The sequence below is a fragment of the Microbacterium sp. NPDC055357 genome, from assembly GCF_053644835.1.
Map to the genome: position 1 here is coordinate 122,280 of NZ_JBSHLZ010000002.1, position 25,275 is coordinate 147,554.

A 25,275-nucleotide genomic window follows, 5' to 3' on the forward strand; every position below is an offset into this window, starting at 1 on the left:
TTTCTCCTTTTGCTTCGGTCCCCGAGCTGGTCGAGGGGTCGTGACCGGTCCTTCGACGAGCTCAGGAGCCGGAATGTGCGTATGGTCAGCTGCGCAGGACGCGCTCGGTGATGCTCTTGCCGCCGCGGCCGATCGCGAGCAGCCCCGACTGCGCGAGCTCCTTGATGCCGAACGGCTCGAGAGCGCGCAGGAAGGCGTCGACCTTGCCCTTGTCGCCCGTGACCTCGACGACGAGCGCATCGGAGGCGTAGTCCACGACCTGCGCCCGGAAGAGGTTGACGACCTCGAGCACGTTCGAGCGGCTCTGATTGTCGGCGCGCACCTTGATCAGCATGTGTTCGCGCTGCACCGACGACGCATACTCGAGCTCCACGATCTTGATGACGTTGACGAGCTTGTTGAGCTGCTTCGTGACCTGTTCGAGCGGCAGCCGGTCGACGTCGACGACGACCGTGATGCGCGACAGTCCCGGCACCTCGGTCACGCCCACGGCGAGCGACTCGATGTTGAACCCGCGACGCGCGAAGAGCCCCGCGACGCGGGTGAGCAGACCGGGCTTGTTCTCGACGAGAAGGCTCAGAACGTGCGTGGGCATCTCAGGCCTCCTCATCGAACGACGGCGAGTGGTCCCGCGCGTACTGGACGTAGCTGTTGCTGACTCCCTGCGGCACCATGGGCCACACCATCGCGTCGGCGCTCACCACGAAGTCGATGACGACGGGGCGGTCGTTCGTCTCGAGCGCGGTCTGGATCGCGGCATCCACGTCTTCTTCCTTCTCGACGCGGATCGCGAGACAGCCGTACGCCTCGGCGAGCTTCACGAAGTCGGGGATGCGCACGGTGCCGTGCCCCGTGTTGAGGTTCGTGTGCGAATAGCGGCCGTCGTAGAACAGCGTCTGCCACTGGCGCACCATGCCCAGTGAGGAGTTGTTGATGATGGCGACCTTGATCGGGATGTTGTTGATCGCGCAGGTCGCGAGCTCCTGATTGGTCATCTGGAAACAGCCGTCGCCGTCGATCGCCCACACGTGACGATCGGGCTGGGCGACCTTCGCGCCCATCGCCGCCGGTACCGAGTAGCCCATCGTGCCGGCGCCGCCGGAGTTGAGCCACGCGTTGGGACGCTCGTACTTGATGAACTGCGCGGCCCACATCTGGTGCTGTCCGACGCCGGCGGCGTAGACGCCCTCGGGTCCGGTCAGCTCGCCGATGCGCGAGATGACGTACTGCGGTGAGAGCAGACCGTCGGTGGTCGGCGCATAGCCGAGCGGGAACTCGTCCCTCAGGCCGTCGAGGTACGCCCACCAATCGGCGAAGTCGGGCGTGGTCCCCTCGACGGCGCCGCGGAAGGCGGCGTCGAGGTCGACGAGCACGTCGCGCACGTCACCGACGATCGGCACGTCGGCGGTGCGGATCTTCGAGATCTCGGCGGGGTCGATGTCGACGTGCACGACCTTCGCGTTCGGTGCGAACAGCGCCGCCTTGCCCGTCACGCGGTCGTCGAACCGCGCGCCGAGCGAGATGAGGAGGTCGGACTCCTGCAGCGCGAGCACGGCGGGCACCGTACCGTGCATGCCCGGCATGCCGAGGTGCTGCGGGTGCGAATCGGGGAAGGCGCCGCGAGCCATGAGCGTCGTCACGACGGGCACGCCGGTGGTCTCGGCGAGAGCGAGCAGTTCGGCCGCCGCCTGCGCCCTGATGACGCCGCCGCCGACGTAGAAGACGGGCTTCTTCGCCTCGGCGAGCAGCTGCGCCGCCGCCTGGATCTGCTTGCCGTGCGCCTTGGTGACGGGCCGGTAGCCGGGCAGGTCGACCCTCGGCGGCCACTCGAACGGTGCCTCGGCCTGCTGCGCGTCCTTCGTGATGTCGACGAGGACGGGACCGGGCCGGCCCGTCGAGGCGATCTCGAAGGCGGCGGCGATCGCGCCGGGGATCTCGGCGGCATCCTTCACGAGGAAGGAGTGCTTCGTGATCGGCATCGTGATGCCGACGATGTCGGCCTCCTGGAACGCGTCGGTCCCCATCAGGTTCGAGAAGACCTGGCCGGTGATGCACACGATCGGCACCGAGTCCATGTAGGCGTCGGCGATCGCGGTCACGAGGTTCGTCGCACCGGGCCCCGAGGTCGCGATCGCGACGCCGACGCGTCCGGATGCTGAGGCGTACCCCTCGGCGGCGTGCCCGGCGCCCTGTTCGTGACGCACGAGGATGTGCCGGATCTCGGAGGTGTCCATGAGCGGGTCGTAGACCGGCAGGATCGCTCCCCCGGGCAGACCGAAGACGTCGGTGACGCCGAGCATCTCGAGCGATCGGACGACGGCCTGCGCTCCGGTGAGCACGGGCGCCGAAGCGGTACGGGCGGGCGGCCGGGGAACGGCCTGTGCGGATTCGGCGGGCATGTGTGATGGTCCTCGCAGAGATCGGATCGGAATGCGGATGCCGCGGGCTCAGCCGGTCGTCGCGCCCTCAGCTGCGGAGCGCACGAGTCGGGAGTACTTGGCAAGGACGCCACGGGTATAGCGCGGAGGAAGCGGCTCCCAGCCGGAGCGGCGGGAGGCGAGCTCTGCATCGTCGACGAGTAGGTCGAGAGTGCGAGCCGCGATATCGACCCGTATCAGATCACCATCGCGCACGAAGGCGATCGGACCTGCGTCGACCGCTTCGGGTGCTATGTGGCCGATGCACAGGCCGGTTGTGCCGCCTGAGAATCTGCCGTCCGTCAAGAGTAGTACATCTTTTCCGAGCCCCGCGCCCTTGATGGCCGCGGTGATCGCGAGCATCTCGCGCATGCCGGGGCCGCCCTTCGGACCCTCGTAGCGGATGACCACGACGTCGCCCTTGTCGATCTCGCCGGCCTCGAGCGCATCCATCGCGGCGCGCTCGCGCTCGAACACGCGCGCGGGACCCTCGAAGACCGCGGCGTCGAAGCCGGCGGTCTTGACGACGGCGCCCTCGGGCGCGAAGGATCCGTGCAGGACCGTGATGCCGCCCGTGGCGTGGATGGGGTTGTCGAAGGAGTGGATGACGTCGCCGTCGACGGGATCCGGGTCGAGGTCGCGCAGGTTCTCGGCGAGCGTCTTGCCGGTCACCGTGAGCGCGTCGCCGTGCAGCAGTCCCTCGTCGAGCATCGCCTTCATGACGACGGGGATGCCGCCCTGCCGGTCGACGTCGTTCATGACGTACTGGCCGAACGGCTTCAGGTCGCCGATGTGCGGCACCTTGTCGCCGATGCGGTTGAAGTCGTGCAGGTTCAGATCGACCTCGGCTTCGCGGGCGATCGCGAGCAGGTGCAGGACGACGTTGGTGGAGCCGCCGAGCGCCATCGCGAGGGCGACCGCGTTCTCGAAGGCCTCCTTCGTGAGGATGTCCCGGGTCGTGATCCCCAGGCGCAGCAGGTTCACGACGGCTTCGCCGGAACGGTGCGCGAACACGTCGCGGCGGCGATCCGACGAGGGCGGGGCGGCGGAGCCGGGCAGTGAGAGCCCGAGCGCCTCGCCGACCGAGGCCATCGTGTTGGCGGTGTACATGCCGCCGCACGCACCCTCACCGGGGGCGAACGCGCACTCGATGCGCTTGAGGTCTGCTTCGCTCATGCGCCCCGCGAGGCACGCGCCGACTCCCTCGAAGGAGTCGATGATCGTGATCTCCTTCTCGGTGCCGTCCGACAGCTTGACCCAGCCGGGCGCGATCGAGCCCGCGTAGAGGAAGACGCTCGACAGGTCCAGGCGCGCCGAGGCCATCAGCATGCCGGGGATGGACTTGTCGCATCCCGCCAGCAGAACGGAGCCGTCGAGGCGCTCGGCCATCATGACGGTCTCGACGGAGTCGGCGATGACTTCGCGCGAGACGAGCGAGAAGTGCATGCCCTCGTGGCCCATCGAGATGCCGTCCGAGACCGAGATCGTGCCGAACTGCAGCGGGTAGCCACCGCCGGCGTGCACGCCTTCTTTCGCGCCCTGAGCGAGGCGGTCCAGGCTCAGGTTGCAGGGCGTGATCTCGTTCCAGCTCGACGCGATGCCGATCTGGGGCTTGTCCCAGTCGTCGTCGCCCATGCCGACGCCGCGGAGCATTCCGCGCGACGTCGTGGCTTCGATTCCGTCCGTGACGACACGGCTGCGAGGTTTGATGTCGATGTCAGTGCGAGACTCGGGCATCCCCTGAGTCTATTCCCGTGGGGCGCGCACGTCGGCCCCCGCGGGCGCCTGCCCCTGCGCCGCGCGGCGCTGCGCCGCGAGGTCGCCGAGCAGGCTCGCGAGTTCGTCGATGTCGGCCACGACGATACTCGCGGCGCTCGGGCCATCGCCCACGCGCACGCCGAGGTCATCTGCACCGAGACTGCGCAGCGCGTCCTCGTCGGTGACGTCGTCGCCGGCGAAGAGCACCGCGGTCGCGGCGAGCCGCTCGCGCAATGCCTGGATCGCCGAATCCTTGCCCTCGTGACGGAACGCGTACTCGACGATGTTCTTTCCCGTCCGGCGGCGCCAGTGGGGGGCTTCTGCGACGACCACCGCGTCGACGGCCGCGTGGGCCCGGTCGGCCGAGACGGGATCGGCGACGCGCGTGTGCACGCCGAGCCCGAACGTCTTGGGCTCGATCCACACGCCGTCGAGGCCTTCCGTCGCGCGACGCGCATCGGCGAGCAGGCGGTCGCGCAGGTCGGCGTCGACGACATCGGGTTCGGGATCGAGCGCGCCATCGCCCGGTACCCAGAACTCCGCCCCGTGACTGCCGGCGAGAAGGTAGATCGAATCATCGCCGTGCTCGGCGATCTCGCGCAGATCGACGAGGCTGCGACCCGACACGAATGCGACGGTCGTGTCGCGCAGCGCGGCGAGCCGCTCGATCGCTGCCCGCGCCGAGGGCAGCATCCGCGCCGTCATGGGGTCGTCGACCAGCGGCGACAGGGTGCCGTCGAAATCGAGCGCGACGAGCAGTCGATCGGATGCCGCGACCCGGCGCACGGCGTCATCGCGACCGGTCACGGCGTGCGCTCCTTCGCGGCGGCGAGGGCGTCGAGGAACGATCTCGACCATCGTGCGACGTCGAAGTCGAGGACTTTCCTGCGCAGCGCCCGCATGCGCCGGCCCTGCTCGGCCGACGGCATGTCGATCGCGCGCATGATGGTGTCCTTGAGGGCTCCGATGTCGTGCGGATTGACGCGCAAGGCGGACCCCAGCTCATCGCTCGCACCGGTGAACTCGCTCAGCACGAGCACCCCGCGGTTGTCGATGCGCGAAGCGACGTACTCCTTGGCGACGAGGTTCATGCCGTCGCGCAGGGCGGTGACGAGCATGACGTCGGCGGCGAGGTACAGCGCGACCATCTCTTCGCGCGGGAAACCCTGGTGAAGGTAGCGGATCGCGGAGTGGCCGATCGTGTCGTGGTCGCCGTTGATGCGCGTCACGGTGAGCTCGATCTCGTCGCGCAGCTCGATGTAGGCCTGTACGCGCTCGCGGCTCGGGCTCGCGACCTGCACCAGGGTGACGTCTTCGACATCGAGGCGGCCGTCGTTGATGAGCTCGCCGTACGCCTTGAGACGGTGGCGAATGCCCTTCGTATAGTCGAGCCGGTCGACGCCGAGCAGGATCCGTTCGGGGTTGCCAAGGCTTTCGCGGATCTCCGCCGCGCGGGCCCGGATGTCCGGCCGCTGTGCCATCTCCACGTAGGTCGCGGCGTCGATCGAGATCGGGAAGGCCTTCGCGAGGGCGATGCGCGAAGTGCCCTCTCCGACGGGAACGCGGATGCCGCTTGCCTTCGTCTCGTACCGCAGCTGTCGCCGCACGGCACGAGCGAAGTTGCTCGCGTCGGCGACCCGCTGGAATCCGATGACGTCGGCTCCGAGCAGCCCTTCGAGCACCTGTCGCCGCCAGGGCAGCTGCGAATACAGGCCGTATGCCGGGAAGGGAATGTGGTGGAAGTACCCGATCGTCAGATCAGGGCGTGCTTCGCGCAGCATCCGCGGCACGAGCTGCAGCTGGTAGTCCTGCACCCATACGGTGCCGCCGTGGACCGCCGCGTCCGCCGCGGCGCGCGCGAAGCGCTCGTTGACCTTGACGTAGGCGTCCCACCAGACGCGACGGTAGCGCGGCGGCGAGATGACGTCGTGATAGAGCGGCCAGATCGTGTCGTTCGAGAAGCCTTCGTAGTAGTTCTCCACGTCGGCCGCGGACAGGTCGACGGGAACGAGGTGCATGTTGCCGAAGTCGAACGGCTCGAGTGCCAGATCCGCTTGGCCGGGCCAGCCGACCCACGCGCCCTTCGTCTGTCGCATGACCGGCTCCAGTGCCGTGACGAGGCCGCCCGGAGACGGACGCCAACCTCCGGCATCCTCCCCTTCCGTGATCCGGTCGACGGGGAGTCGATTGGCGACGACGACGAAATCGGCCTGTGTCACGGTACTCCTGAGGGGCGGGGTGTGTCCTCAGGCTAACAGCGGCGCCGATCTACCCCGCGGGCCTTGACTGCCGGCCGCCGCGGTGTCAAGGGCGGCCGCCTGACCGCCAGGTGGCGCTAGCGTAAGAGCATGCGCAGATACCTCTTCAGCACGGGCCTGGTCAGCGCGATCCTGAGCGGATTCACGTTGTTGCGGTCGACACGCGACGATGCCCCGTTCACGTGGCGCACCGCCCTCGCCTGGCTGAGCTGGGGCATCACCCTCGCGCTCGCGATCGGCGCGATCGTCGACACGCGGCGCGCGTCGACCGGGCATCTCATCGCGACCGACTCCCCCGTGCACGGCAAGGAGAAGAAGCTCCTCGAGCGGCGCATCACGCGCTGAGACGGGTCAGCTCCCGAGCAGCGCGGCGCTGGCGAGCTCGTCGCGGATGATCGGTGCGAGCACCGCGGCGCCTTCCTCCGACAGCACGATCGAGTAGTGGTTGAAGCCGTCGACATGGTCGTGCACGATGTGCGGCGCCTGCGCCAGCACCTTCGCGAGATGGTCGGGAGCGTAGAGCCCGGGCTCTTCGTCCTGCAGACCCCTCGGCACCGTCAGCAGCCGCGTCGGATGTCCCAGCCCCGCCAGCGCGTCGACGAGCGTCGAGCCGGTGTTCATGTCGACGGTGTCGTCGACGGTGGTCTGATAGCTCGTCGCGGGACGCAGCCGCCCTTCGCCGTCATCGACGAGGTCGTAGGCGAAATAGGCATCCAGCTCGTCGGTCCACGCGTTCGAGAACGCGGGATGTTCGCGCCAGAACTCGAGATAGGCCTCGACGTCGGCGAACCGCATCGACAGGCGTGCGGCCGTCGGCCCCAGGATCCCGGCGACCATCGCCTCGGCGTCGAGCCCTGCGGGGGCATCGAGCGGCATACCGCCGTCGACGAGCACGAGACGGGTGACCCGGTCGGGGTGCCGGTGCGCGAACGCGAGCGCGACGAAGGCTCCCATCGAGTGTCCGACGACGAGGATGCGGTCGATTCCGAGGGCATCGAGCGTCGCGGCGAGATCGTCGGCGTGCGCCGCGAGGCCTGCGGAGCCCGCGACGGCGTTGCTGCGCCCGCGTCCGCGCAGGTCGGGAGCGATCGCACGGATGCCGGTGAGCCGGTCGACCACGAAGGGCCAGACCAGGTGCGACGACGTGACGCCGTGCACGAGCAGGACCTCGCCCGTCGTGTCGCCCGTGGGGTCCCACACGCCGACACGCAGGTCGCCGCCGGGGACGGGCACGTCGACCGCGCGGTACGCGTGCCCGCTCATCGCGCTGTCCACGCGCCGTCCATCGTGTACGACGCGCCCGTGACCATGCCGGCCTTGTCCGACGAGAGCCATCCCGCGAGCGAGGCGACCTCTTCGGGCTCGACGAGCCGCTTGATCGCCGTCTCGGTGAGCATGATCTTCTCGATGACCTCGTCCTCGCCGATGCCGTGCAGCGCCGCCTGATCGGCGATCTGCTTCTCGACGAGCGGCGTGCGCACATATGCCGGATTGATGCAGTTGCTCGTCACTCCGCGCGGACCGCCTTCGAGCGCGGTGACCTTCGACAGGCCCTCGAGGCCGTGCTTGGCGGCGACGTAGGCGGATTTGAACGCCGACGCGCGCAGGCCGTGGACGCTCGAGATGTTGATGATCCGTCCCCACCCCCTGTCGTACATCGCCGGCAGGGCCGCGCGGATGAGCAGGAAGGGCGATTCCAGCATGAGGCGCTGGATGAGCCGGAAGGCGTCCGGATCGAAGTCGGGGATGCTGCTCACGCGTTGGATCCCCGCGTTGTTGACGAGGATGTCGACGTCGAGCATCAGGTCGTCGAGAGCCGCCGTGTCCGACAGGTCGACGACCCACGGCTCACCCTGCACCTGCGAGGCGGCCTGGGCGGCGGCATCCGCGTTCAGGTCGGCCACGATCACGAAGGCACCGCGCGCCGCGAACTCCGTGGCGCACGCCAGGCCGATGCCGCTGGCGCCGCCCGTGATGAGGGCGCGCTTGCCCGCGAGGTCCTGATCGATCATGCTCGATCGCCTTCCTGCGCGGGCCGGGGGGCCAGCGCGTTGTCGATGAAGCGCATCATGGCGTCGAAGACGCCGGCGTCGAGCTCGGCGGGCGGCTTGTCGTCGGCGTCCCTCTCCCACAGCAGGAAGCGCATGCCGATGAGCTCGCCCATGCCCATGAGGGCCCACGCGGTCGTCTCCGGGTCGAGTGCACGGTCGACGTCGCCCGCCTCCTGCGCGGCGCTCAGGCCGGCCTCGTATCCCTCCACGATGCGGGAGTAGTGCAGGCGCAGCACCGCGGGTGAGACGAACTCCGCTTCGCGCACGACGCGATACAGCGCGGGATGCTCCGCGGTGAAGCGGAAGAACCCGCGAAATCCCGCGCGCTCGGCATCGAGACGCGAATCCGCGCCTGCCATCGCTTCGGACATGGAGTGGCGAACGCGCCGGTTCAGGTCGATCACGAGAGCCTCGAAGATCGCCTGCTTGCTGTCGAAGTAGAGATAGAAGGTGCCGAGGCCGATGCCGGCTCGCTCGGTCACCTTGACGATGGATGCCTCGTGGTATCCCAGCTCGGCGAAGACATGCTCGGCGGCTTCGAGCAGCCGTCGCCGCGTCGCCTCACCGCGTTTCGTCAGCGGGCGGCCGGTCGCCGAAGACACCGGGCGGTCCGTGTCGTCGATGAGCTCATCGGGCAGCGTCATGACGCACCTCTTTCGTCAGGCTCGCGGCTCGCCGTCGCAGAAGCGGGAGGGCGATCTTGTCGATCGTGGAGCGGGGCAGCTCCTCGACGATCTCGATGTGGACCGGTACTTTGAACGCCGCGAGGTTGCGGCGCGCGTGCGCGAGCACTTCGTCCACCGAGAGCACGGTACCGTCGGCAGGCACGACGAATGCGACGCCACGCTCGCCCCACACCTCGTCGACGACGGCGACCACCGCGGCCTCGGCGATGAGCGGGTGCAGCTCGAGCGCGTGCTCGACCTCGGCCGGGGCGACATTCTCGCCGCCCGAGATGTAGATGTTCTTCAGGCGATCGACGATGCGATGCACGCCGGCGGCGTCGCGGTGGACGAGATCCCCCGTGCGCAGCCAGTCCCCCACACGGGCGGCGGCCGTGGCCGGCTCGTCATCGAGATAGCCGGCGAAGACGCTCGGCCCCCCGACCCACAGCTCGCCCGTCGCCTCGCCCTCGAGCGGCAGCGACGACGCCGGGTCGACGATCCGCGTCGCCACGTGCGGGTACGGCCGGCCGACGGCACCCGGGAACGCCGACGCGTCGGCGGAGGGCAGGTGCAGCACGTTGGGCGCCGCTTCGGTGAGCCCGTAGCCCTGCGTCAACGGGATGCCGCGACCCGACCACTGCTGCTGGAGGGCGACGGGCATCGTGGCCCCGCCGACGAGGGCCAGGCGCAGCGAGCTCACGTCGGCTTCGGCCCAGCCGCGATCCGCCGCGATCATCGCGTACTGCGTCGGCACGCCCATCATGGCCGTCACGCCTCGCTCGGCGATGAGTTGCAGGGCGCGCGCAGGCTGGAACGAGCGCTCGAGCACGACCGTCCCGCCGACCCACCATGCCAGCAGCGGCTGACAGTTCCACGCCGCGACATGGAACTGCGGCAGCATCGCCAGGACGACGTCCTCGTGCGTGAGCGGCAGGGCCTGGGCCAGGGCCAGGTTGTTCCAGAAGCAGTTGGCGTGGGTCAGGACGACGCCCTTGGGCGCGGCCTCGCTGCCCGACGTGAAGATCACCAGGAGCGGGTCGTCGTCGTGCACCCGTCGCACGGGCCGGGGGGCGCGGGACCGCGGCACGACCGCCTCGATCCCCGTCGTGCCGAGCGATGCGACCGGCGGCGCGTTCCGGAGGGTGCGCAGCGCCTCACCAGCGAGGGCGGCGTGCTCGTCTTCGACGAGCACGAGCGCGGGGTCCGTGCGCATCATGATGTCGCTGAGCTCGCGCGGCGTCAGCCGCCACGAGAGCGGCACGAACGCGACGCCCGCCATCGCACACGCGAAGAAGGCCACGACGTGGTCGCTCGAGTTGCCCGACACGGTGGCGATGCGATCGCCCGGACCGTATCCGGCGCAGCGCAGCTGCTCGGCGAGCTCCGACGCGCGCAGGGCGAGCGTCGCGTAGTCGATCGTGACGCCGCGGTCGTCGATCGCGATGCGGCGCGGGGATTGCGCCACACGGTCGAGCAGCCAGCGGCCGATCGTGTGAGGGCCGTCGTCGATGAGCGATTCCGGGGTCATGACCGCACCTCGGCGGGCGCATCGACCGTGGCATCCGCGTCATCCATCGTCTGCAGGGCGCCGCGCACGCGCTCGCCCCGGCGGCGGCGCACGGCGGCATCGATCGTGCCGGCGATCCCGCCGGGGAGGAACATCACGACGAGGATGAAGAGGACGCCGAGCAGGAACAGCGGCTCGGAGAGCGGGATGCGCAGCACATCGGGCAGTCCCGCGATCGCCTCGGAGCCCGCGAGCACCGTGAGTCGCTGGTCGAGGAGGGTGTAGAGCACACCGCCCACGATGGCACCCCAGCGGAAGCCGACGCCACCGAGCACGACCATCACGAGCACCGTGATCGTGAGATCGGCGGAGACGGCGCGCGGCACGGTGCCGGATTGCAGCAGCATGTAGGCCACTCCCGCGAGGCTCGCGAGCACCGCGGCGATGACGAAGACGGCCAGGCGCACGCGGTACGGGTGCAGGCCGAGCACGCGCACACGCTGTTCGTTCTCCCGGGTCGCCCGCGCGAGGTGGCCCAGTCGCGACGTGTCGACCCACAGCGTGACGAGATAGACGATGACGAGCACGGCCAGGGCGAACCAGTACAGGTTGCGCGTGTTGACGACCCCGACGAGGAAGTCCGGAACGTGCGTCGTGTTGAGGCTGAGGCCCTCTTCTCCGCCCGTGATCTGCGAGTTGCGGCGTACGAGCACGGACCCCGCCTGCGCGAAGGCGAGCGTCACCATCGCGAACGGGATTCCCGAGACCCGCATCGCGACGGCACCGGTCGCGAAGGCGATGATCATGCCGCCGATGAGGGCGACGAAGACGCCCGGCCACAGCGGCACGCCGAAGTGCTCGAGCGCGATGCCGAGGCCGTACGCTCCCGCGCCGAAGTACAGCGCGTGACCGAACGAGAGCATGCCGCCCGATCCGAGCAGAAGGTTGTAGGACAGCGCGAGTGCGGCGAACACCATGCACAGCGAGAGCAGTGCGAGCGTGCCGGGCATGTAGGTGGGCGTGGGCAGGATTCCGGGGATGGAGATGTTCAGCAGGGGCAGCAGCGCCATGAACGCCACGAGCGCACCGCCGACGATCGCCGGCACGTACCGCCCGAGCCCCCCCGGTCCCTGAGCGCCACCCGTTCCCCGAGCACCACCCGGTCCCTGAGCGCCACCCGGTCCCTGAGCTTGCCGAAGGGTCGCCCCCTTGCGTCGAAGGATCATGCCTTCCTCCCGAGGAGTCCGGTGGGCCGCACGAGCAGGACCAGAGCGAGCAGGATGACGACGATGAAGTCGCCGGTTCCGTTGAGGTAGAAGTTCGCGAACTGCTGCAGCACCGCGACGATGACCGACGCGATCGCGGCTCCCGTGAGCGACCCGAGCCCGCCGACGACCGTCACGATGAAGGCGAAGATGAGCAGCGTCTGGCCGAGGTGGGCCGAGACGAAGGTCGAGTAGTGCATCGCGAGGACGCCCCCGATACCGGCGGCCGCTCCGCCGATCGCGAAGACGAGCGTGAACGAGCGGCGCACGTCGATGCCGAGGGCGGTCACCATGGAGCGGTTCTCGACACCGGCGCGGATGATCATGCCGTAGCGGGTCTTCTTGAGGAAGAGCACGAGCGAGGCGAGCACGAGCACGGCCGCGATCATGAGCACCCAGTAGGTGTTGGGGATGCGGGCGCCGAGGACCTCCGTCGTCTGCTTGAGCCATGCGGGCCCGGCGACGTGGATCGCATCCGTTCCCCAGATGCCCTCGAACAGGGCGACGGCGGCGAACGAGAGGCCGACCGTGACGAGCACCTGCTCGATGTGCCGCTCGTACAGCGGTCTGATGAGGACGAGCTCGGTCACGGTCGCGAACACGGCGCCGACGCCCGCGCCGACGAGGATCGACAGCAGGAACGAACCCCACGAGTCCGTGCCGAGCGACTGCGCGACCCACCAGCCGATGAAGGCGCTCAGGGTGAGGAATGCTCCGTGCGCGAAGTTCAGCACGTGCATGAGCCCGTAGATGAGACTCAGTCCGCTCGCGACGAGGAAGTAGAGGGCACCGAGACCGACACCCGTGATGAGGGTCAAGACGATCATGCTCATTTCGACTCCCCCCGGTCGGTGGATACTTCGGATGCGTGGGTCTCGGCGTGCACGCCGAGCAGGCGCCGGGTCAGGTCGTCGTCGTCGAGGATCTCGGCGGCCTGACCGGTGTGCACGACGCGGCCGCCGCCGATGACGATCGCGGGCCCGGCGAGACGGCGCACGACCTCGAGGTTCTGCTCGACGAGCAGGATCGGCACGATCTTGGATGCTTCGCGCAGAGCCTCGGTCACTTCGGAGACGATCTTCGGGGCGAGGCCCTTGGTGGGCTCGTCGACGAGCAGGATGCGGTTGTCGTTGAGCAGCGCGCGGGCGACCGAGACCATCTGCTGCTGACCGCCCGACAGCGTGCCGGCGGGCTGGTCGCGCCGCGCCACGAGATCCGGGAACAGCTCGGCGACGAACTCACGCCGCGGATTGCGCTGGCGCTCGGCGAGAGCGAGGTTTTCGGCGACGCTGAGCCTCGCGAACACCTCGCGGTCTTCGGGCACGTACCCGACGCCCCGCTGCACGATGCGGTGAGTCGCCAGCCCGTCGATCCGCTCCCCCGCCAGCGTCACGCGACCGCGGCGATGGAGGAGCCCTAAGATGCCACGGAGGGTCGAGGTCTTGCCGACGCCGTTGCGCCCGAGGACGGCCGTGATTCCCGTGGCCGGCACCTCGAATGAGACGTCTTCGACGACCTGCTGCCCCGCGATCGTGCAGCGCAGGTTCTCCACCGTCAGGATCGGTTCGGCGCTCATGCCGCGGTGCCCAGGTAGGCGCTCTGCACGAGCGGGTCGTTCATGACGTTCTGCGGCGTGTCGTAGGCGATGATGCTGCCGAAGTACATGACGGCCACCTTGTCGACGAGGCCCATGAGCACGTCGATGTGATGCTCGACCATGAGCACGGTGCATCCCTTCTCGGTGTGCAGATCGCGGATGTTCTGCACGAGGCCGGCGACGTCGCCCGAGGCCACGCCCGCCATGGGCTCGTCCAGCAGCACGATCGAGGCGTCGGTCGCCAGGAGCACCGCGATCTCGAGCTTGCGCTTGTCACCGTGCGACATGTCTCCCGCGGCCGTGTCGAGCTTGTGCGCGAGTCCCACGGCGGTGAGCTTGTCGAGGGCGAGTTCGGATGCGGCATCCGTCTTCTTCGGGAAGCCCAACAGCGATGCGGAGCCGCCGAGCGAGACCTGTGCGGCCAGGCGGACGTTCTCGAGCACGCTGAGCCGCGGGAACAGGCTCGAGGTCTGGAAGGTGCGCCCCAGTCCCGCCCGCGCACGGGCCGAGATCGACGACGACGTGATGTCGGCGCCGTCCATCAGGACGCGCCCGGACGTGGGCTTCATGATCCCGGAGATCACGTTGAACAGCGTGGTCTTGCCGGCACCGTTGGGCCCGATGACGCCGACGAGCGAGCCGGCGGCGACGTCGAGGGCGACATCTTTCAGGATCGTCGCGCCACCGATCTGCAGGCCGAGGCCTTCGATCCTGAGCGCGGACGGAACAGGGGTGTTCATGATGGTTCGCTGCCTCGGATCAACCGGCTTCGGCGGGGGCGACGTCCTCGCCCGCGACGGTGCCGACCAGTTCGGGCACGAAGCTTCCGCCGTCGGCGACGAGCTTGACCTGGTACATCTCCTGGATGAGCGCGTGGTCGCCCGCGCGGACGGTCATCGTGCCCTTCGGTCCGTCGAACTCGAAGCCCTCGAGCGCCGCGACCATCGCGTCGGGGTCGCCCTTGCCCTCCTTGATCGCCTGCACGATCATGATGGCGGCGTTGAAGCCGTCGGGGCTGAAGAGGTCTACCGTGCCGCCCTCTGCTTCGATCGCCTCGACCATCGCGGTGTTCACGTCGTTGTCGGGAGCACCGGCGAAGTAGTGATTGAGGAAGCTGATCTTCTCGGATGCCTCGCCGTAGGCGCCGAACGTCGCGGCGTCGCCGAGCCCCGTGACGACGGGGATCTGGTCCATGACACCCTGCTGGCTCATCGCCTGCCACATCGCGCCCGAGGTCGCACCCGCCCACGCGACGAACACGAGGTCGGGCTGCGCTGCGAGCACCTGCTGCGCGAACGGCGTGAACTCCGTCGCGTCTTCGGGCACCAGCACCGAGTTCACCGTCGCGCCCTGGGCGCCGAGGATCGCCTGAACGGCCGCCTCGTTGCCCGTGCCGAACGCGTTGTTCTGGGCGAAGACGGTGATCGTCTTGCCCTCGATGTCATCGAGGAAGGCACCGGCGGTCGCGACGTCCTGCGCGCTCTGGCGACCCGAGCGGAACGTGTACTCGTTGATGCCCGTGACGGCGTCCGCTGCGGCGGGACCGGCGATGTAGAGCACCTTGTTCTGCGCCGCCTGTTCGGCAACGGCGAGAGCGACACCCGATGCCGCCGTTCCGGCGATGATCGTGACGCCCTGCCCGATGAAGTCCTTGACGGCGGTGACGGCCTTGTCGGGGTCGCCCGCGTCGTCCTTGTACTCGACGACGATCGTCGTGCTGTCGACCTCGCCCGTGCCGTCCGTGGCGTAGTCGAGGCCGGCCTTGAAGGCGTCCAGGTACTGCTTGCCATAGCCCGCCAGCGGACCCGTCTCGCTCGTGACGATCCCCACCGTGACCTCGCTCGGACCCTCGGGGGTCGAGCCGTCCCCTCCGGCGTCGGCCGACGGCGCGCAGGCCGCCAGGACGAGGGCGGCCGTGGCGACCACGGATCCCAGGAGCAACTTCTTCGTAACCCGCATGTGCTTGCCTTTCACCGTTGGAAGGGATGCCCGTGAGGGCGACCTGAAAGCTGATTCAGGTATCTGAAATGTAGGCACATCCCACGCCGTCGTCAAGTCCGCCCGGGCGGCACCCGCGCAGTCGTTACCGTTTCGCGACAACGGACCCACGGGCACCTGCCCGCGGCGGGTCTACGCTGTGACGCGCGCAGGCCGCGCGGATCGCACCCAGGGAGCCCCATGACCTCGACCGCTCTTCGCCGCGCCGCGGCCGCTCTCGGCATCGTCGGCATGCTGGGACTGACGGCCTGTGCGCCCACCCCGTCAGAGGACCGGCCGCAGGCCGTCGCGACGCCCGCCGTCCACACGCATCCACCCGTGCCGACCGTCTCGCCGACGGCGACGCCGCAGCCCGAGCCGACCCACGGACTGTGCGATGCGGGAAGCATGCTCGCCATCTGGGCGCACTACGACGACGACCTCATCTTCGGCCACGGCCGCGTCATGGACGCGCTCGAAGCCGACAAGTGCGTCACGATCGCCTATCTGTCCGCGGGAGACGCGGGCCGCGGCGTCGAGTACTCCCGCGGGCGGGAGCAGGGCATCCGCGACGCGTACGACAGGCTGCGCGGCTACAGCGGCGCGTGGGGCGAAGAGGCCGACGTGCTCGAGACCGGCGTCACCGTCGAACAGTGGCGTCCCGCCGATGACCCGAGACTGGTACTGCTGTCGTTCCGGCTCGTCGACGGGAACATCGACGGCAGCGGGTTCGAGGCGATGGGCTACGAGAGCCTCGGCAAGCTCGCGGCGGGCACCATTCCGACCGTGCGCGATGTCGACGGCCCCGAGCATTTGACGATCGACGACATCACGCATTCGCTGGCCGAGATCATCGCCGACGCGGATCCCGACGAGATCGTCACCGGGATGCCCGTTGAGGCGGGCGAGCTCTCCCGCGGCGACCACTCCGACCATGCCACCGGTGCGTCGTTCGCGCGCGCTGCGTGGCGCAGCGCCGGCATCGACGCGGAGCTCGTGACGCTGGCGATCGGCTACCAGACGGCGGACTACGACGTGAACCTCGACGGCGAGACGCTCCAACGCAAGGTGGACGGGTTCTCGGCGTACGCCACCAAGGATCCGGTGACCGCGAACTGCATCGACCTGGATTCCTGCCTCGGCATGCGCTTCTTCGGCCCGCTGCTCCAGCGCGAGTACTCGCGCAGCGCGGCCGAGGTGCCCATGGACTGAACGTCGCCCGCGAAGCAGAAAAGCCCCGGTCACTGGCGAGAGTGACCGGGGCTTATCCGTGCACCCCCTGGGACTCGAACCCAGAACCCACTGATTAAGAGTCAGTTGCTCTGCCGATTGAGCTAGAGGTGCATGATTCGCGATGAGGCGAACCGAGGGTCCACATTAGCATCACGATTGCGTCACCCGGAAATCGCGGCGAGGGTTGCGCCGGTTATCCTTGATGTCGTGACCGCCCTCTCCTCTGCGTCCTCGTTCGACGTGCCGTTCGACGGCGATCTGCGGGCAGATCTCGAGCTCTCGCTGAGGCTCGCCGACGCTGCGGACGCGGCATCCATGCCCCGCTTCGACTCCCCCGATCTCGACGTGCAGGCCAAGCCTGACGCGAGCTTCGTCACGGAGGCCGACATCGCGACCGAAGAGGCGATTCGAGCGGTTCTCGCGCGCGAGCGTCCCGACGACGGCATCCACGGCGAAGAGTTCGGCACGAGCGGTTCGGGATCACGCCAGTGGATCATCGACCCGATCGACGGAACCCACAACTACCTCAAGGGCATCCCGATGTGGTCGACCCTCATCGCGCTCGCGATCGACGGCATTCCCCGTGTCGGCGTCGTGAGCCAGCCCGCGATCGGGCGGCGGTGGTGGGCGGCATCCGCACTCGGTGCGTGGACCAGCACGGCGAGCGGCGACACGCGACGGATCTCGGTGTCGGACGTCGACTCGATCGAGCGGGCGAGCGTGAGCTTTCAGAGCATCGAGCAGTGGCGGGATGCCGGTGAACTCGACGCCCTCGGCCGACTGACGTCGGCGGTGTGGCGCGACCGGGGTTACGGTGATGCGTGGCCGTACATGCTCCTCGCCGAGGGTCGTCTCGAACTCGTGGCGGAGTTCGGCGTGCAGGAGTACGACATCGCCGCGCACGTGCCGATCGTGCTCGAAGCGGGCGGATCCTTCACCGCCTACTCGGGGGCCGCCTCTCTCACGGAGCGGTCGTCCCTCGCGACGAACGGCACGCTCCACCAGCCGTTCCTCGACCTGCTGCACTCCCCCTGACCTCGTGGAGCCACCGATGACCTCACCCCGCCCTCTCGTCGCCGCTCTCACCCTCGCAGCCGCGGCATTTGCGCTGACGGGGTGTGCCGCGTCGGCGGACCCCGGCCCCGGCGGCGCCGAGACGACGGCGCCGACACCGAGTGCTTCCACGCCGGCACCGTCGGCGACGCCGACCGACGCTCCCGTGGACGCGGAACCGACGTGCGAGACGATCGTCCCCGAGAGCATCGTCGCTGATTTCGAGAGCCTCGGCTGGAGCGCGCAGGCCGACCGCTTCTACATCGGCGACCTCGAGGTCCCCGACGGGCTTCTGTGCGTGTGGGCCGACTTCGAGGCACCGGCGGGCGACCACCTGCAGCTCTTCGGCTGGGCGCCCATCGAGGAATCCGTCGCGCAGGAGGCGCAGGATTCCCTGCTCGCGCAGGGGTGGCGCCGGGAAGACGCCCCCGGGGGCGTGTACATCACCGAGCCCGCCGAGACGACGATCCAGGTCGATGACGAGGGATACGGCATGACGTACCTCTTCGTCGACGGCGCGGTCGAACTGGCGGACACCAAGCAGGGCCTCCTGTTGATCGAATGGCCGCGCGGCTAGGCCGCTCCGGCACGCTCGTCAACCCCGTCGAATCCGCCGCCCACCTCTCGTAGCCTCGGTGAGACCGACGAGAGGTCAGATCATGAGCAACACTCCGCCCGCCGCCATCATCCCGCCCAACGACCCGGAGCGCGACAGCGCCTCCCGCGACGACGGCGGACTGAAGCCCGACGATCCGATCCGCGAGATCGACGGTGAACCGACGATCGACCCCGACGTCGACCCCGATCAGGTCGACAGCGCGACCGCCGACCGTATCGCGAGCGGTGCCGGTCCGCGCGGAGATCGCGATTTCCCGGAGGAGCCCGCGCTCACCCACCCCTGATCACGGCGACAGATCGGGGCGGGCCCGCGTGCCGAAGTCGTGCCGCAGCGCGCTGAGCGCGGCCCACCACCCCGCCAGGCCGTGCACTCCGGGACCCGGGCTCGTCGACGCGCCGGCGAGGTAGACGCCCGGCAACGGCGTCCGCCAGGGGTCAGGGCTGAGGACGGGCCGTCGCAACAGCTGGTCGAAGGTCGGAGCACCCGAGGCGATGTCTCCGCCGACGTAGTTCGGATTGTGCCGTTCGACATCGAGCGCCGACCGCGAGTGCGACGCGAGGATCGTGTCGCGAAAGCCCGGCGCGAACCGCTCGATCTGGCGAATGACCGCCTCTTCGCGGTCGATGTCGCTGCCGGCCGGGACGTGCGTGTAGGTCCACAGCGTGTGGCGCCCGCGCGGTGCGCGCGTCTCGTCGAAGAGTGAGGGCTGTGCGGCGAGGACGTACGGCCGATCGGGCAGCCGTCCTCGGTTGACCTCGTTCTCAGCGTTCGCCATCTCTGTACGCGTGCCGCCGACGTGCACCGTGCTCGCCCGCCGGACTCCGTCATGGGCCCAGGGCACCGGCTCACTCAGCGCGAAGTCGACCTTCGCCACCCCGCCGCCGTAGCGGAACCGGCTGAGCGCCCGGCGATAACCGGCGGGGATCGCGTCGCCGGCCAGACGCAGCAGCGCCCGCGGAGTGACGTCGAGCAGCGTCACCCGTGCGCGCGGCAGGTCGGTCAGCGAGGTCACCTCGTGCTCGAGCACGAGTTCGCCCCCGTGCGCGCGCAGGTCGTCCACCATCGCGTCGCTGATCGCCTGGGTGCCTCCGACCGGGATCGGCCAGCCCCGCGCGTGGGCGTAGGTCGTGAGTGCGAGGCCCGCTCCCGCGCTCGCGATGCTCGGCTGCGGCAGGATCGTGTGCGCCGCGACGCCGGTCAGCAGCGCCGGGGCGACGTCTTCGCGGAACCGGACGTTCCACGCGCCGCTCCCCTGCTCGAGCGAGCGCAGGCCGAACGCGACTGCGGTCAGCGGGTGCCGCGGCACGCGCATGAGCGTCGATCCCGTGAACTCCGCGACGCGATCGGCGTGCCGCACGAGGGGGCGCAGGAGCCGTTCGTACGCGGGTCCGTCGGTCCCGAGTTCGTCGCGCGTGCGCGCGAGGTCGCGGTACGCGATGCCCGCGCGCCCACCGTCGAGCGGCTGGGCGAAAGACACGTCGGGCGTCACGAACTCCACGCGGTCGCGAAGCCCGAACTCGCGGAAGAATCGGGATTCGAACGCCATCGGATGGATCGCCGAGCAGACGTCGTGCCGGTACCCGGGCAGCGTCAGCTCGCGCGTGGCCGCTCCGCCTCCGGCCTGGTCGGCGCGTTCGTAGACGCGCACGGCGAGACCCGCGCGAGCGAGCGTGACGGCGGCGGCCAGTCCGTTGGGGCCGGCACCGACGATCACTGCGTCCAGGGAGTCCATGTTCACCACCGTCCCACACGCGCGGCCGTGAGCATGAGAGGTCGGACCGTGTCAACCCGTGGACGCCGCGAGACGGGCTCGGACAGCATGGAACGCATGACCGGACTCGCCATCATCCTGCTGATCATCGGACTCGTGCTGCTGTTCTTCGGCATCTTCGTGGAAGCCGTGAAGTTCTTGCTCTGGGTGGGCATCGTGATCCTCGTGATCGCCGTCATCGCCTGGCTCATGCGGTTCATCAGACGCCAGACCTGATGCCCGAGACCCGACCCGGAGGAGACACCATGTCCAACGACGCCTTCCCCCCTGAAGGGCCCGACTCGGCGCACGCGGATTCGGGCGACCCGAACCGAGACCGCGCGGACCTCGCCGACATGCCGCCGACCGAGGTCGACGACGACGCTGTCCGCGCGAACACCTCCGACGCGGACGACGACGCCGGAACGGACGCCGACGCGGCCCGCTCCTGAACGCTCAGTCCTCCACCGTGACCTGCGGCGCGAAGGCCACATAGCCCGCGAAGTCCCGCCCGACCCGCTCCACGGCGCTCGGGAACAGATCCGGATACGCCCAGGCGAGATCGTCGTGCTGCTCGCCGTCGACCACCACGTGGTAGTACTGCGCCGCGCCCTTCCACGGGCACGTGTACGGCGTGGAACTCTCGACGAGCGCGCCGTCGCTGATGCTCGCCGGTGGGAAATACCAGTTGCCCTCGATCCGCACGAGGTCGTCCTGCTCGGCCTCGGCGATCACGGTTCCGTCCAGCGTTGCGCGCATGCGTCGCTCCCTTCGTCTGCTTCGACACTTGTCGCCCGCGCCGTCCGACGTCAACCCCTTGCTCTCCGCACGCGTATCGGTTGGGCTCGAGACATGGACGACAGATCGATCCCCCGTGAGCCGGGGCCCGAACCCGACACGACGGATGCCGCCGAGCCCGACGACACCGACGCTCGACTCGAACCCGAGGACGCGCCGGCGATCCTCGACGAAGAGGGCCAATCCGTCGACTCCGTCGAGATCTAGGCGGCGAGGGCCTCGCCGATGAGACGAGCTGCGGAGTCGAAAGCGCCTGGATTCGGGCCCGCGAAGTTGAGCCGGATGTAACTCCCGGTCGGCTCGGCGGGGAACCATTCGTCGCCGGCTGCGATGAGCACGCCGCGCGCTTCGCTCTCCTTCGCCAGGCGGGCGAGATCGGTTCCGTCGTCAAGGCGGACCCAGAGATTCAGCCCGCCTCCTGGAATCACCTCGATGGTCGCGCCGGGGATGTGTGCGCCGACCGCGTCGACGAGCAGGTCTCTGCGCGCTGCGAGCTGTTGTCGGAGCCCCCGCAGGTGTGTGCGCCAGGCCGGCTGAGTGACGACATCCAGCGCGGCGGCCTGCAGGACGCCGCTGACGTACATCGTCTGGGCCTGCAACTCCGCCAGGAGCCGCTCCCGGACGGGGCCGCGCGCGATCACCGCTGCGACGCGGATGGCGGGCGACACGCTCTTGGTGAGGGACCGGACATAGACGACGTGCCCGTGGTCGTCGCGTGCCGCCAGCGATGCGGCATCCAATGTGATGCTGAAATCGTGCGCCCAGTCGTCCTCGATGAGGAACGCGCCGTGGGACCGAACGATGTCGAGCACGGCATCCGCGTGCGATCGTCGCCATTGCACACCGGTCGGATTGGCGAAGGTGGGCTGCGCGTAGAACCCGCGTGCACCGGTCTCGACGAACGCCCTCTCGAGCGCGTCGAGGTCGGGGCCGTCGGCACCGGTCGGGACAGGAACGAGGGTCACCCCGACCTGGCTCGCCGCGAGGATCGCGCCCCAGTACGTCGGCGATTCGACCAGCAGAGCGCCGCCGGGACCGACGATGCTGCGGAACAGCGACCCGAGACCGAGTTGACTCCCGGGCAGGATGATCACGTCACGCGCCGTGGGCGCGGCGAGCTCCGCGGACGTCTGGCGAGCGAGCTCCGCGGCGAACCAGGACCGCAGTTCGAACATCCCCGCCGACGGCGGCCGCTCCACTGCCGCATCGCTGCGCGCGGCCCGGGCGAGCGCGGATCGGACGAGCTGCTCGGGCAGGAGCTCGCGGTCGGGATAACCGGAATGCAGCGAGATCACCTCCGGCACGGTCGGCCGCAACGCTGTCGAGACCGTCGACAGCGTCGCGGGGGGCGGCCCGAGCGCCGCGGTCTGCCAGCCGTAGTCGTGGGCGCGCGCACGACGGACCGTACGGACGAACGCGCCGACGCCGGGGCGCGTCTCGATGAGTCCGTGCCGTGAGAGGGTCCGCAGCGCCTTCTGCACCGTGACGGGGCTCACCGAATGGCGCACGGTCAGGTCACGGGTCGAGGGCAGCCGGGATCCGGGCGCGGCAGCCGAAATCCACGCGCGCAGATCCGCCGCGACGCGCTCACTGCTACTCTCTTCCATGACGCACAAGAGTAGCGCTATCGCATATCCCCCGCAGCCGGTACTCCGCGCCCGGAGTGGCCTGGCGTGGGGGCTCCTCGGAGTCGTCGCGTTCTCGTTCACCGTGCCGCTCACCCGCCTCGCCGTCGAAGGCGAGAGGATGTCGCCGCTCTTCGTGGGCAGCGGACGCGCCGTGATCGCCGCTGCTCTCGCGGCAGCCGCCTTGCTTCTCACACGTCAACGCGCGCCGCGCGGCCGGGAGTGGCTGAGCGTGGCGATCGTGGCAGCAGGAGCCGTCGCGGGCTTTCCGCTGCTGACGTCGTTCGCGCTCACCACGGCCCCTGCGAGCCACGGTGCCGTCGTCATCGCGCTCCTTCCGGCGACGACAGCCGTCGTCGCCGTGCTGCGCACACGCGAACGTCCGTCGCGGTCGTTCTGGATCGCGGCAGCCCTGGGTGCCGTGGCCGCCGCCTGGTTCGCGACGATCCAGGGCGGCGGATTCGGAACCATCCACGGCACAGATGTGCTGCTGTTCATCGCGGTGATCCTCTGTGCCGTGGCGTACGCCGAAGGCGGAGTGCTGTCGAGGACGCTGGGGTCGTGGCAGACGATCTCGTGGGCGCTCGTCGTCGCGTCACCGGTGATGGCGGTGCTGACCGGGGTCGCGGTCGTCGAGCAGCCGCCCACCGCGACCGTCATCGAATGGGCCTGCTTCGCCTATCTCGGCGTCGTGAGCATGTTCCTGGGTTTCTTCGCGTGGTATCGCGGCCTCGCCATCGGCCCTATCGCGCAGGTCAGTCAGGTGCAGCTCGTGCAGGCCGTCCTGAGCATCGTGTGGGCGGCCCTGCTGCTGGGCGAGCGGGTCACGTGGACGACACTCCTCGGCGCCGCCGCCATCATCTCGTGCGCACTGATCGCGGTGCGATCGCGCAACCGCACGGGGTGATCGGCGCCGTCGATCAGCGCTCGAGCACGGTCGCCTCGACGCCCCAGCCCAGCGGGACGACGCGCGAGACGTGCCAACCGGCGGCAGCCGCGAGGGCGCCGATCGCGTCGGCGTCGCGGGGCGGCGAACCGGTGGCGGCGAAGACGTGCAGCGCTTCCTCGTCGGCGTGCGGATTCAACCCGTCGGGACGGGAATCCTCGATGACGACGGCGACGCGCGTGACGCCCGCCAGTTCGGCGAGCAGAACGGATGCCTCGGCGTCGGTCCGGTGCGCGAGCGCGCGCGCCGCGACGGCGAGATCGACGGATGCGCCGGCCCCGGAGTCACGCTCGATCCAGCTGATCTCCGTGAGATCGTCGGCTTCGGACCTCAGGGCGGCGAGGGCGGTGGCGGATTCCCAGATGTCGACGCGAGGGTTCCGCTCCGAGGCGGTGAGCGCATCGGCCACGAGCACGGCGCCCGGTCCCGTCAGCCGGACCGACGTGGCGGCATCCCATACGGGGTCGGCCATCAGCCCGTCGAGCAGGTAGGCGAGTGCGCCGGCCTCGTGCACGAGTTCGTCGTACCGCGCGGGGTCGGAGCGGGCCCAGCCATCGAGGGTCGTCCCGTGATACTCGGCCCACGGAGAGGTTCCGGTCCGCACGGCGGGCGCGAACGACGCCAGTGCGAGCAGCCGGTCGGCTTCGAGACCGTCGTACTCTTCGCGTTCGTGCTCGTCGGCGATGAGCTCTTCACCGAGGGCCCCCAGGTGCAGTTCGGCGGGGTCCCCACGCAGCACTCCGTGGGTGACCAGGGTGCCCAAGAGCAGGTCGAGGTCGCGACGCGCCAGTGCGCAGCGTGCCGCCACGTCGGTGGCTGACAGGCCCGGTGCATCCGCCACGGCGTCGACGATTCCCGTCTGCAGCGCGGCACGGACCGTCAGCCACACGAGCGGAGACACCACCGGCGGCAGCTCCGCGTCGCTCGCCGCGCCGCCGTCCGCGACCGTCTGGGGCTCGGCATGCCAGTAGCCGGTCACGTTGATGTGGGCCTTGGGAAGGCCCAGCTCGCGCGAGAGGAAGCGGCGGGCGGGCAGCAGCGCGCGGCTCTCGCCCGCGAGCCACGCATACAGCCCGGTGCCGTCGTCGCCGCACGCCCGCCGCACGATGTCGTCCAACGCGCCGGCGTCGGTGGCATCCGCCTCGATCCACTCCAGGGTGTCCTCCGCACGCACAGCGAGCTGCTGCCGTGCCGAGGGGTCTCCGATCATCACGGCGATCGTCGCGGGCACCTCGATGGGGCGCTCGTCGAGGAACCGGCCGATCGCCGGCAGAGCGGTCTCGTCGCCCACGAGCACGATGCGGGAGACGTCATCGGGAAGGATCGTCGACGACTTCGGCCCGACGAACCACAGGTCATCCCCCACCGCGGCGCGCATCGCCCACGATGCCGCGGGTCCGTCGCCGTGCAGCACGAAGTCGAGGTCGACCTCGACCTCGCCGTCGTCGTCGACACGCACGGCGCGCGGCGTGTAGTCGCGGCCCTCCCGCGTCTGACTCGGCCCCCACTCGATGCCGTGCTCGACCTGCTCCGGAAGGGCGGCGGTCACATCGCCGTCCGACGCGAAGATCAGCTTCACATGGTCGTCGAAGCCGGGGGCGGCGAACGCGGGGTGCCGCCATGCACCGCGGTCGAACGCGGCGAGCTGCTCACCGCCGATCGTGACGCGGCGCATCCGCGGGGTCACGTCGGTGACGCGACGCACCTGTACGCGGCGGACGACGAGCGGATGCGTCGAGAATGCGCGCTGGGCCAT

General features: G+C 69.6%; 27 protein-coding genes and 1 tRNA gene. 9 read left to right on the forward strand and 19 right to left on the reverse strand.

The window, feature by feature from the left end:
• Positions 1-85 precede the first annotated feature (85 nt).
• From ilvN to ACWICD_RS03735, 5 genes are read right to left on the reverse strand one after another with little or no spacing between them, the layout of a single operon-like run.
• Positions 86-595: an acetolactate synthase small subunit gene (ilvN, locus tag ACWICD_RS03715; protein ID WP_376127931.1), complete on the reverse strand. Its 510-nt coding sequence runs from the start codon at positions 593-595 to the stop codon at positions 86-88.
• Position 596: 1 nt separating this feature from the next.
• Positions 597-2,399 (reverse strand): acetolactate synthase large subunit, encoded by a 1,803-nt coding sequence (locus tag ACWICD_RS03720; RefSeq protein WP_454139296.1) that lies wholly within the window; start codon positions 2,397-2,399, stop codon positions 597-599.
• 48 nt (positions 2,400-2,447) lie between these two features.
• Positions 2,448-4,154: a dihydroxy-acid dehydratase gene (gene ilvD / locus ACWICD_RS03725; protein ID WP_376127927.1), complete on the reverse strand. Its 1,707-nt coding sequence runs from the start codon at positions 4,152-4,154 to the stop codon at positions 2,448-2,450.
• A 9-nt stretch (positions 4,155-4,163) separates the two neighbouring features.
• Positions 4,164-4,982, reverse strand: a complete 819-nt coding sequence (gene otsB / locus ACWICD_RS03730; RefSeq protein ID WP_454139297.1) for a trehalose-phosphatase — start codon at positions 4,980-4,982, stop codon at positions 4,164-4,166.
• Positions 4,979-6,394 carry an alpha,alpha-trehalose-phosphate synthase (UDP-forming) gene (locus tag ACWICD_RS03735; RefSeq protein ID WP_454139298.1) on the reverse strand — a complete coding sequence of 472 codons (1,416 nt, stop codon included), beginning with the start codon at positions 6,392-6,394 and terminating at the stop codon, positions 4,979-4,981. Before ACWICD_RS03735 ends, otsB begins: the two co-directional genes overlap by 4 nt.
• A gap of 129 nt (positions 6,395-6,523) precedes the next feature.
• Here ACWICD_RS03735 and ACWICD_RS03740 point away from each other — a divergent pair, with 129 nt between their 5' ends.
• Positions 6,524-6,778: a hypothetical protein gene (locus ACWICD_RS03740; protein WP_376127921.1), complete on the forward strand. Its 255-nt coding sequence runs from the start codon at positions 6,524-6,526 to the stop codon at positions 6,776-6,778.
• Between the two features lie 6 nt (positions 6,779-6,784).
• Here ACWICD_RS03740 and ACWICD_RS03745 read toward each other — a convergent pair whose 3' ends face one another.
• From ACWICD_RS03745 to ACWICD_RS03785, 9 genes are all read right to left on the reverse strand, one after another.
• Entirely contained in the window at positions 6,785-7,696 is a 912-nt protein-coding gene (locus tag ACWICD_RS03745; RefSeq protein ID WP_454139299.1) for an alpha/beta fold hydrolase, read from the reverse strand.
• Entirely contained in the window at positions 7,693-8,445 is a 753-nt protein-coding gene (locus tag ACWICD_RS03750) for a 3-hydroxybutyrate dehydrogenase (protein ID WP_454139300.1), read from the reverse strand. Before ACWICD_RS03750 ends, ACWICD_RS03745 begins: the two co-directional genes overlap by 4 nt.
• On the reverse strand, positions 8,442-9,128 hold the full coding sequence (locus ACWICD_RS03755; RefSeq protein ID WP_454139301.1) for a TetR/AcrR family transcriptional regulator: 687 nt from the start codon (positions 9,126-9,128) through the stop codon (positions 8,442-8,444). The genes ACWICD_RS03750 and ACWICD_RS03755 overlap by 4 nt, the downstream gene beginning before the upstream one ends.
• Complete coding sequence (locus ACWICD_RS03760) at positions 9,112-10,677, reverse strand: class I adenylate-forming enzyme family protein (RefSeq protein ID WP_454139302.1); 1,566 nt, start codon at positions 10,675-10,677, stop codon at positions 9,112-9,114. The genes ACWICD_RS03755 and ACWICD_RS03760 overlap by 17 nt, the downstream gene beginning before the upstream one ends.
• Complete coding sequence (locus ACWICD_RS03765; RefSeq protein WP_376127962.1) at positions 10,674-11,726, reverse strand: branched-chain amino acid ABC transporter permease; 1,053 nt, start codon at positions 11,724-11,726, stop codon at positions 10,674-10,676. The genes ACWICD_RS03760 and ACWICD_RS03765 overlap by 4 nt, the downstream gene beginning before the upstream one ends.
• A gap of 152 nt (positions 11,727-11,878) precedes the next feature.
• Positions 11,879-12,754, reverse strand: a complete 876-nt coding sequence (locus ACWICD_RS03770) for a branched-chain amino acid ABC transporter permease (RefSeq protein ID WP_376127911.1) — start codon at positions 12,752-12,754, stop codon at positions 11,879-11,881.
• Positions 12,751-13,497: an ABC transporter ATP-binding protein gene (locus ACWICD_RS03775; RefSeq protein WP_454139303.1), complete on the reverse strand. Its 747-nt coding sequence runs from the start codon at positions 13,495-13,497 to the stop codon at positions 12,751-12,753. The genes ACWICD_RS03770 and ACWICD_RS03775 overlap by 4 nt, the downstream gene beginning before the upstream one ends.
• Positions 13,494-14,258 (reverse strand): ABC transporter ATP-binding protein, encoded by a 765-nt coding sequence (locus ACWICD_RS03780; RefSeq protein WP_454139304.1) that lies wholly within the window; start codon positions 14,256-14,258, stop codon positions 13,494-13,496. Before ACWICD_RS03780 ends, ACWICD_RS03775 begins: the two co-directional genes overlap by 4 nt.
• Positions 14,259-14,277: 19 nt before the next feature.
• Positions 14,278-15,477 (reverse strand): substrate-binding domain-containing protein, encoded by a 1,200-nt coding sequence (locus tag ACWICD_RS03785; protein WP_454139305.1) that lies wholly within the window; start codon positions 15,475-15,477, stop codon positions 14,278-14,280.
• A 219-nt stretch (positions 15,478-15,696) separates the two neighbouring features.
• Here ACWICD_RS03785 and ACWICD_RS03790 point away from each other — a divergent pair, with 219 nt between their 5' ends.
• Complete coding sequence (locus tag ACWICD_RS03790; RefSeq protein ID WP_454139306.1) at positions 15,697-16,707, forward strand: PIG-L family deacetylase; 1,011 nt, start codon at positions 15,697-15,699, stop codon at positions 16,705-16,707.
• Between the two features lie 59 nt (positions 16,708-16,766).
• Here ACWICD_RS03790 and ACWICD_RS03795 read toward each other — a convergent pair.
• Positions 16,767-16,839, reverse strand: a tRNA-Lys gene (locus ACWICD_RS03795).
• A 96-nt stretch (positions 16,840-16,935) separates the two neighbouring features.
• Between ACWICD_RS03795 and ACWICD_RS03800 the strand changes: the two genes are divergently transcribed.
• The 3 genes from ACWICD_RS03800 to ACWICD_RS03810 all read left to right on the forward strand — a co-directional run bounded on the left by ACWICD_RS03800 (position 16,936) and on the right by ACWICD_RS03810 (position 18,683).
• The gene (locus tag ACWICD_RS03800; protein WP_454139307.1) at positions 16,936-17,763 is read left to right on the forward strand and encodes an inositol monophosphatase family protein; all 828 of its coding nucleotides are present in this window, start codon (positions 16,936-16,938) and stop codon (positions 17,761-17,763) included.
• 16 nt (positions 17,764-17,779) lie between these two features.
• On the forward strand, positions 17,780-18,358 hold the full coding sequence (locus tag ACWICD_RS03805; protein ID WP_454139308.1) for a hypothetical protein: 579 nt from the start codon (positions 17,780-17,782) through the stop codon (positions 18,356-18,358).
• Between the two features lie 82 nt (positions 18,359-18,440).
• A complete protein-coding gene (locus ACWICD_RS03810; RefSeq protein WP_454139309.1) occupies positions 18,441-18,683 on the forward strand; it encodes a hypothetical protein in 243 nt (80 codons plus the stop codon).
• Here the strand turns inward: ACWICD_RS03810 and ACWICD_RS03815 are convergent, their stop codons facing one another.
• Complete coding sequence (locus tag ACWICD_RS03815) at positions 18,684-20,132, reverse strand: phytoene desaturase family protein (RefSeq protein WP_454139310.1); 1,449 nt, start codon at positions 20,130-20,132, stop codon at positions 18,684-18,686.
• Between the two features lie 96 nt (positions 20,133-20,228).
• Here ACWICD_RS03815 and ACWICD_RS03820 point away from each other — a divergent pair, with 96 nt between their 5' ends.
• Positions 20,229-20,387, forward strand: coding sequence for a hypothetical protein (locus ACWICD_RS03820; RefSeq protein ID WP_376127893.1), 159 nt, complete (start codon positions 20,229-20,231; stop codon positions 20,385-20,387).
• A gap of 29 nt (positions 20,388-20,416) precedes the next feature.
• Entirely contained in the window at positions 20,417-20,602 is a 186-nt protein-coding gene (locus ACWICD_RS03825) for a hypothetical protein (protein WP_454139311.1), read from the forward strand.
• A 4-nt stretch (positions 20,603-20,606) separates the two neighbouring features.
• Here ACWICD_RS03825 and ACWICD_RS03830 read toward each other — a convergent pair whose 3' ends face one another.
• The gene (locus ACWICD_RS03830; protein WP_454139312.1) at positions 20,607-20,909 is read right to left on the reverse strand and encodes a DUF427 domain-containing protein; all 303 of its coding nucleotides are present in this window, start codon (positions 20,907-20,909) and stop codon (positions 20,607-20,609) included.
• A 93-nt stretch (positions 20,910-21,002) separates the two neighbouring features.
• On the opposite strand from ACWICD_RS03830, the gene ACWICD_RS03835 reads away from it, so the two are divergent.
• Entirely contained in the window at positions 21,003-21,155 is a 153-nt protein-coding gene (locus ACWICD_RS03835) for a hypothetical protein (RefSeq protein WP_376127887.1), read from the forward strand.
• Here the strand turns inward: ACWICD_RS03835 and ACWICD_RS03840 are convergent.
• A complete protein-coding gene (locus ACWICD_RS03840; RefSeq protein ID WP_454139313.1) occupies positions 21,152-22,555 on the reverse strand; it encodes an aminotransferase-like domain-containing protein in 1,404 nt (467 codons plus the stop codon). The genes ACWICD_RS03835 and ACWICD_RS03840 overlap by 4 nt on opposite strands.
• Here ACWICD_RS03840 and ACWICD_RS03845 point away from each other — a divergent pair.
• Entirely contained in the window at positions 22,554-23,480 is a 927-nt protein-coding gene (locus tag ACWICD_RS03845) for a DMT family transporter (protein ID WP_454139314.1), read from the forward strand. The two genes, ACWICD_RS03840 and ACWICD_RS03845, sit on opposite strands and share 2 nt — an antisense overlap.
• Positions 23,481-23,493: 13 nt before the next feature.
• Here the strand turns inward: ACWICD_RS03845 and ACWICD_RS03850 are convergent, their stop codons facing one another.
• Complete coding sequence (locus tag ACWICD_RS03850) at positions 23,494-25,275, reverse strand: siderophore-interacting protein (RefSeq protein WP_454139315.1); 1,782 nt, start codon at positions 25,273-25,275, stop codon at positions 23,494-23,496.

Coding starts and splice junctions, on each gene's coding strand:
- ACWICD_RS03805 (WP_454139308.1), top strand. CDS start 17,780: ATGACCTCACCCCGCCCTCTCGTCGCCGCTCTCACCCTCGCAGCCGCG.
- ACWICD_RS03765 (WP_376127962.1), bottom strand. CDS start 11,726: ATGGCGCTGCTGCCCCTGCTGAACATCTCCATCCCCGGAATCCTGCCC.
- ACWICD_RS03790 (WP_454139306.1), top strand. CDS start 15,697: ATGACCTCGACCGCTCTTCGCCGCGCCGCGGCCGCTCTCGGCATCGTC.
- ACWICD_RS03845 (WP_454139314.1), top strand. CDS start 22,554: ATGACGCACAAGAGTAGCGCTATCGCATATCCCCCGCAGCCGGTACTC.
- ACWICD_RS03745 (WP_454139299.1), bottom strand. CDS start 7,696: ATGAGCGGGCACGCGTACCGCGCGGTCGACGTGCCCGTCCCCGGCGGC.
- ACWICD_RS03760 (WP_454139302.1), bottom strand. CDS start 10,677: ATGACCCCGGAATCGCTCATCGACGACGGCCCTCACACGATCGGCCGC.
- ACWICD_RS03850 (WP_454139315.1), bottom strand. CDS start 25,275: ATGGCCCAGCGCGCATTCTCGACGCATCCGCTCGTCGTCCGCCGCGTA.
- ACWICD_RS03775 (WP_454139303.1), bottom strand. CDS start 13,497: ATGAGCGCCGAACCGATCCTGACGGTGGAGAACCTGCGCTGCACGATC.
- ACWICD_RS03740 (WP_376127921.1), top strand. CDS start 6,524: ATGCGCAGATACCTCTTCAGCACGGGCCTGGTCAGCGCGATCCTGAGC.
- ACWICD_RS03825 (WP_454139311.1), top strand. CDS start 20,417: ATGTCCAACGACGCCTTCCCCCCTGAAGGGCCCGACTCGGCGCACGCG.
- ACWICD_RS03770 (WP_376127911.1), bottom strand. CDS start 12,754: ATGAGCATGATCGTCTTGACCCTCATCACGGGTGTCGGTCTCGGTGCC.
- ACWICD_RS03835 (WP_376127887.1), top strand. CDS start 21,003: ATGGACGACAGATCGATCCCCCGTGAGCCGGGGCCCGAACCCGACACG.
- ACWICD_RS03810 (WP_454139309.1), top strand. CDS start 18,441: ATGAGCAACACTCCGCCCGCCGCCATCATCCCGCCCAACGACCCGGAG.
- ACWICD_RS03840 (WP_454139313.1), bottom strand. CDS start 22,555: ATGGAAGAGAGTAGCAGTGAGCGCGTCGCGGCGGATCTGCGCGCGTGG.
- ACWICD_RS03815 (WP_454139310.1), bottom strand. CDS start 20,132: ATGGACTCCCTGGACGCAGTGATCGTCGGTGCCGGCCCCAACGGACTG.
- ACWICD_RS03785 (WP_454139305.1), bottom strand. CDS start 15,477: ATGCGGGTTACGAAGAAGTTGCTCCTGGGATCCGTGGTCGCCACGGCC.
- ACWICD_RS03755 (WP_454139301.1), bottom strand. CDS start 9,128: ATGACGCTGCCCGATGAGCTCATCGACGACACGGACCGCCCGGTGTCT.
- ACWICD_RS03750 (WP_454139300.1), bottom strand. CDS start 8,445: ATGATCGATCAGGACCTCGCGGGCAAGCGCGCCCTCATCACGGGCGGC.
- ilvN (WP_376127931.1), bottom strand. CDS start 595: ATGCCCACGCACGTTCTGAGCCTTCTCGTCGAGAACAAGCCCGGTCTG.
- ACWICD_RS03820 (WP_376127893.1), top strand. CDS start 20,229: ATGACCGGACTCGCCATCATCCTGCTGATCATCGGACTCGTGCTGCTG.
- ilvD (WP_376127927.1), bottom strand. CDS start 4,154: ATGCCCGAGTCTCGCACTGACATCGACATCAAACCTCGCAGCCGTGTC.
- ACWICD_RS03780 (WP_454139304.1), bottom strand. CDS start 14,258: ATGAACACCCCTGTTCCGTCCGCGCTCAGGATCGAAGGCCTCGGCCTG.
- ACWICD_RS03830 (WP_454139312.1), bottom strand. CDS start 20,909: ATGCGCGCAACGCTGGACGGAACCGTGATCGCCGAGGCCGAGCAGGAC.
- ACWICD_RS03720 (WP_454139296.1), bottom strand. CDS start 2,399: ATGCCCGCCGAATCCGCACAGGCCGTTCCCCGGCCGCCCGCCCGTACC.